Raw genomic sequence first — 6,000 nt, 5'->3', positions numbered from 1 at the left:
GTAAAAGACAACAATTCCTGATGTTGATTGCTGAGTCATTAGCTGCTGAATATTATTACTTAAGGCAAGTGTGGGCAGTACCCATGTAAAAGCAGGGGTTATCTTTAGGGCTAACGGACTGAATAATGCTATGTCAGTGAACAATAGATCATAGTAAGGCTAGTCCACTAAGTCGCGCCAAACAAAGTGTGTTTTGCCAAGGGTGCAACTGTGCAGAAGTTTTTACGTTGCTGAAGTTTATTGATGGCATATTTTCGATTAGCTGTTGTTGATCTCTGTCGTCTTTAGTATGTTATTAATGCGTCAAATATTTTATTAGCAATCAACGGTGTAGCCTTGTCAAAGCGACCTTTATTTTCACTATCATTCTTAGTGCCTTTTTTTATAAGCGCCCTGTTCTTTCTATTAGTCAGCGGGGAGTTTTACTATGAAAGAGAAGAGTTGCATTCTCAACTGGCGGCTAATGAATCTAAGCACATTGAGAAAGAATTGTATCGGATGACGCATGTCATTGAGTCAGCGTTAGCTAATCAAGACACTTCAAGAATTGAACAAGAGGTTTCTCTTACTGCTATAGATAGCAATATGATGGTTTATGTCATTTTAGATGCTTCTAGCCAAATTCGCTTCGCTAATCATGTCATATGGCGTGACAGTAATGCTACTAATGTTATTGATGGTTACATCAATGACATCCATCAACAAGCGGTAAGCAATAAACGCCCACTGATTCAAACCAATTTAGAGCGTGGCTCTATACAAGCATATTATCCTATCAATGCCTCAGATAAATATAGTTATTCTAGCGCGGTAGATGTGATTTATGTTGAGTACAATATCTCCTCATTGATGGCTGAGGCTGCAGACAGCCTCCAAAAACGCTTTATTTATATTTGGGCAATTGGTGGCATAATTGTGCTACTTTTTTGCTTAGGGTTATATTTGGTACTAATTAAGCCTATTAGAACTTTAACTAAAAATGCGCAAAATATTGTCAATGCTAAAGGGGGATCGACTAAGGTGACTACCTTTGTCGATGAGTTATATTGGCTCAATAAGTCATTGGTTCAAGTAGGGCTACATTTAGCCGAAAGCAATCAACGACTGACTAATGCTGAGCAGCGTTGGTTATATTCTATTAATGCAGATCAACACGGTATTTGGGACTGGGATACTATATCCAATGGCGTCTTCTTATCAGATCACTGGAAAGAAATATTAGGTTATCAATCCGATGATATCGCTAGCTCCTATGAAGCCTGGGAAGCTTTGTTACATCCAGATGATAAAAAAGCAGTGGTAGCAGCACTTAATAATTATCTGCAAGGTAAAACTCGCAATTACGAAAGTGTTCATCGGATGCTAACTAAGGCGAATGATTACATTTGGGTGTTAGATAGAGGTCAAATTATCCAGTGGGATGAACTGGGTAAGCCAATAAGAGTCATAGGTTCGATAAACGATGTTTCTTCTGAACTTGAAAACCAACAGATTACTGTAGAAAGGCAAAGTCATGTTGGGGTGTCAGATATTATTGATCGGGAAGCGTTAGCTAACGAATTGTTTGACCTTCAAGCTTATGCGCGTAAAAGTAATCAACATTGCAGCTTGCTAGTCATTAATCTAAGCAACATTAAGTTAGTAAATGAAGCGTTAGGTGAGCAACTCACTGATCGATTACTTATGCAGATTTCAGCAAGGCTTGCTGGGAGTTTTTCAAATAGCTGTTTGTTAAGTCGTCTGGGAGATGATGAATTTGTTATTGCAGCAAAAAATTTAGGTAATAATTTAGAGCATGCCAATAAACGTGCGTTAGCGTTAGCAAGTGAAGTTCGCCAAGTGGTTGGCCGTAGTTTCAGCATATCTGGACAAGATGTTTCAGTTTTTACTCAAATTGGAATGGTGGTTTTTGATGGCCAAGAATCTTTAGAACCGAGTCAGTTACTTTCTCGTGCAGATAAAGCTTTATGCAAAGCTATTGAAAGTAAGACCAATAGCTGTGTGCTACATAGTTTACTGTTGGATGCTAGCCACAATGAACCCTTGAAATTACAACGGGACTTAAAGTTAGCGATTAAGGCTGGCCAGATATCCTTGGTTTATCAGCCTGTAGTAGATATACATGGCAATACCGAAAGTGTTGAAGTATTGATGCGTTGGCATCATCCTCAGTTAGGTTTTATTCGCCCGAAGCAATTTATTCCAGTTGCTGAGCTTTCTAACACGATTTTTGAACTTGAATTATGGATGTTAAGTCAGGTTTGCTTATTTATAAAGAGCTTACAAGCTGCGAATTTAAATTGCCCGTGCTTTTCAATTAATGTCTCTTCTAGGCATTTTCATCAAGATATGTTTGTTGATGTTATTCTTAACAAGATTGCAGAAAGAGGCGTTAATTTTAATTTAATCCAATTGGAGTTGTCGGAAGATATCTTTTCTATTAATCCTATCACTGCAAAAAATAAAATTTTAAAACTACAGCGGGCCGGTGTCAGAGTCGCTATCGATGATTTTGGATCAGGTTTATGTCCGTTACATCGCTTTAATGGTATTCATTTTGCTCAGGTTAAGCTGGCTACTGGCTATATTAATGATATTGTTAGTTCAAAAGAGGCGCGAAAGATATTCCGCTCACTTATTAATATGACCAAACAGTTAAATTATCCTGTCGTAGTAAAGCACATTGAAGATCGTCAGCAGTTGAGTTTACTGAGCGATCTTAATAGTAATTTGTTTCAAGGCTTTGTAATTAGTAGACCGCTATCCCAACAAGACATTAAACACTTATTAGAATCAGAAATTAACCTGAGCGTGGTTTGGAAAGTACCATTTAGTTAGTTTAAGTTATAAGTTAACTGGACTTCCCAAACTTCAGACAGTCATCAGGGTTTCTAAAGTGTTAATGGCACTAATATCAATGGCGCTAGTATAATTGCTATTAATAGCTGCTAATTAGTATTGCTCAAGAAAAGCGAACATACTTGTCAGTGCTTGGTTACGTACCTCATCTACTTCCATAAATATCTCATGCCGACTGCTGTGTATCCTTTGTAGCTGGCATAAGTTATTTTCCGCTCTATCTTGGGCTGCATTATCCACAATGGTGTCTTCAGTCGCTTGCAAAATAAGAATGGGCTTGATACTCGTTGCGGCCACTTGGGTTGCGTTATCAGCTGCTGTTATAGCTTCTAATAGCCAGTTGTTTGTGGGCGAGCCTAACTGAATTTGTGGATTCTGCTCAAACAGCGCGATAGAGGCTTGATAACGATTTTGGCTATGGGTTAGCTCATTGTCAGCAAAGCTGGTTGCATTATAGTTTTTACCACCAATAACATAGTTGGGCTCTTTGTCTGCAGTATAAGTATTTAGCAGCTTGGCTAAAGAGCGAATAAAGCCTTTATTCATTGGCAAGTTGATGCCATACATGGGGGCTGAAAACACCGCAGCATTAAATGTGCTTGGGTATTGGCCCATATACAAAGTACCTATGGTTCCCCCCATTGAGTGGCCCACAAGATATAGAGCATCATGTGCTTGGGGCTGAACAATTTGCTTGATAAAAACATGAAAGTCATCGATATAAGTCTGAAATTTATCAATGTGACCCTGGTGATTATTTTTTTGACTGCGTGATGACAAGCCTTGACCGCGATGATCGAGAATATAAACGCTATAGCCTTGCTGATATATATTGAACATCAGCTCTTTATATTTTAAATAGCATTCAACCCTGCCACTACTGATGACAATTGCTTTGTTGGTGGTTGGATTTCGAATAAAAGCATAGGCAATATCGGCATTGTCTTGACGTAGTTTGGCTTGCGTTACCGCTTGCCAAAATTGTTGCTGCTCATCATTATTAAGTTGTTGCTCTGACGAAAAAGACAAATCGATCACCTTAAGCTTTAAGAAATAGGACTAGGGTTTGGCTGGATGTAAACCTTGGCAGTGTAGCAAACAGTGATACTGATGGGGAAGGTGGTTATAGAGAGCTAAATGGCAATTTAGCTCTCTAATGAGTGTCTATTATTAGTTTGCTCGTTGCTGCTCGCTAATGAACTCGTCAACCATTTGTTCTAGGATCGCCATGGTAACTGAACCATTTTCTAGCAATGCATCATGAAATAAACGGATGTTAAAGTCTTCACCTAATGCAACTTCAGCTTTGTTACGTAAACGCTTTATGGTTAATTCACCAACTTTATATGACAGTGCTTGTCCTGGCCACGAAATATAACGGTCAATTTCGGTGGTGACATTGTGTAGTGATAATGCGGTGTTACTGGCCATAAACTCTATGGCCTGCTCACGGCTCCAGCCTTTTGCGTGCATACCAGTATCGACCACAAGACGTGCTGCCCGCCACATTTCATAGGTTAAGCGGCCAAAATTACTGTATGGGTCTTGGTAAAAGCCCGCTTCTAACCCTAGATACTCTGAGTACAATCCCCAACCTTCGCCAAATGCCGAGATATAACTCAAGCGTCTAAAGTCGGGTAAGTCTGTTAGCTCTTTATTTAGCGAGATCTGTAAATGATGCCCAGGTACTGCTTCATGCAAGGTTAATGCTTCCATTTCATATAGCGGACGTTTATCGAGGGCGTATGTATTGACCCAGTAGTAGCCTGGATCATCATCACGGTTTGAGCCAGAGTAACGTCCCGTAGTGTATTTAGGGGCGATTTCAGCCGGTACTGGTTTAATGCCATAAGGGGTTCTAGGTAAGGTGGCGAAAAGTTTAGGCAAAGCAGCATCTGCTTTTTTAGCGATATAAGCAGCTTCTTTTAATAACTCTTCAGCTGTCTTTGGGTAAAACTGTGGATCTGTGCGTAAGAAATGCAGAAATTCAGCAAAGCTGCCTTCAAATTTTACCTCTTTGATGACTTGTTCCATTTCTGCTTTGATTCGGGCGACCTCTGATAAACCCAGTTGATGAACTTCATCGGTTGTCATGGCTAAGGTGGTGTAATAGGCCACGCGGTTTTGGTAAAAAGCCTCGCCATTAGGTAGCTCTTTTGCGGCAATCGCAATACGGGCATTAGGAATATATTCTTCAGTCATAAAATCGAAAAAATCTTGATACAGCGGTAGCACTTTTTGCTCAACAGTATCTCGACCTTGCTGGGTTAATTGCCGTTTTTCAGACTCGCTAAAGTGATCGGGAAATTGAGTGAAGGGTTTGTAATAACCGCTGTCTTCAACAGGGACAATATAGGCACTAATGCTTTGCTCAAAACCGGTTAAGGTTACTTTTGCTGGGGTAATACCACTGCTTAAGCCCTGTTTTAGCCAAAATGTTTGCTGGGCAAAATAAGTGGGTAAGGCATTAAGTTTTGCTAAATAATCTTGATAATCTTCAACGCTATTAAAGCGCCCATTAGCGATTGAGGCGATGTAAGCATGAAAACCACTTTCGGCCGTTATCGGTAAGTAATGATCTTTAAAGTTGTACATATCAACACTGTTTTGCAGTTGGTACGCTAATAACTGTGCATTAATTTTGTCGGTTTTTGACAGGGTGGCCGGATCAATTTGCTTTAATGATGCCAGTAGCTTTTTCTGACGTAGATTCTTTTGGGCTAAGGATTCTGGTGATAAATCAGCTAATTTATCGGCCTTTGACTTATCGCCTAATGAATAGGCCAATGTCGGCGAGTAATCCAAGTCTACTTGCCAAGCGTTATCAATAATTGATTTCAGGCTCATATTTTCTACTACTGCCGCTGTAGCCGTTTCTTTTACCTGAGTTGGGGTTTCAGTTTTTTCGGGAACGCCTAAATAATATTGAGCTTTAGAACCTGAAGTCATTTTACAGCCAGATATGGCAAGCATGATTAATGCTGGCAGTATGAGCTTTCGCATGGGAAATTCCTTTAAACGTTGGTAAATAACAAATTTAGCTAACTAAGCCACAACATAGCAATTCAATCATATGCTCGCTAGTGAAATTCATCGACATAATTGTTACTGATTGCATAATTTAGTTGCTGCTAAGGTCGT

Annotated in this window: 3 protein-coding genes; 1 reads left to right on the top strand and 2 read right to left on the bottom strand. The window is 39.6% G+C overall.

What is annotated here, in order from left to right:
* The first annotated feature begins 441 nt into the window (after window positions 1-441).
* On the top strand, window positions 442-2,838 hold the full coding sequence (locus BCU57_RS20520) for a putative bifunctional diguanylate cyclase/phosphodiesterase (RefSeq protein WP_241903448.1): 2,397 nt from the start codon (window positions 442-444) through the stop codon (window positions 2,836-2,838).
* 114 nt (window positions 2,839-2,952) lie between these two features.
* Here BCU57_RS20520 and BCU57_RS20515 read toward each other — a convergent pair whose 3' ends face one another.
* Window positions 2,953-3,888: an alpha/beta fold hydrolase gene (locus BCU57_RS20515; RefSeq protein WP_241901074.1), complete on the bottom strand. Its 936-nt coding sequence runs from the start codon at window positions 3,886-3,888 to the stop codon at window positions 2,953-2,955.
* Between the two features lie 141 nt (window positions 3,889-4,029).
* A complete protein-coding gene (locus BCU57_RS20510; RefSeq protein ID WP_102436166.1) occupies window positions 4,030-5,862 on the bottom strand; it encodes a DUF885 domain-containing protein in 1,833 nt (610 codons plus the stop codon).
* Between the last annotated feature and the right edge of the window lie 138 nt (window positions 5,863-6,000).

Source organism: Shewanella sp. 10N.286.48.B5 (assembly GCF_002874355.2).
Taxonomy (GTDB): domain Bacteria; phylum Pseudomonadota; class Gammaproteobacteria; order Enterobacterales; family Shewanellaceae; genus Shewanella.
The sequence above is the reverse complement of the archived record's forward strand: the minus strand, read 5'-3'. Positions and strand labels throughout refer to the sequence as shown.

Coding starts and splice junctions, on each gene's coding strand:
- BCU57_RS20510 (WP_102436166.1), bottom strand. CDS start 5,862: ATGCGAAAGCTCATACTGCCAGCATTAATCATGCTTGCCATATCTGGC.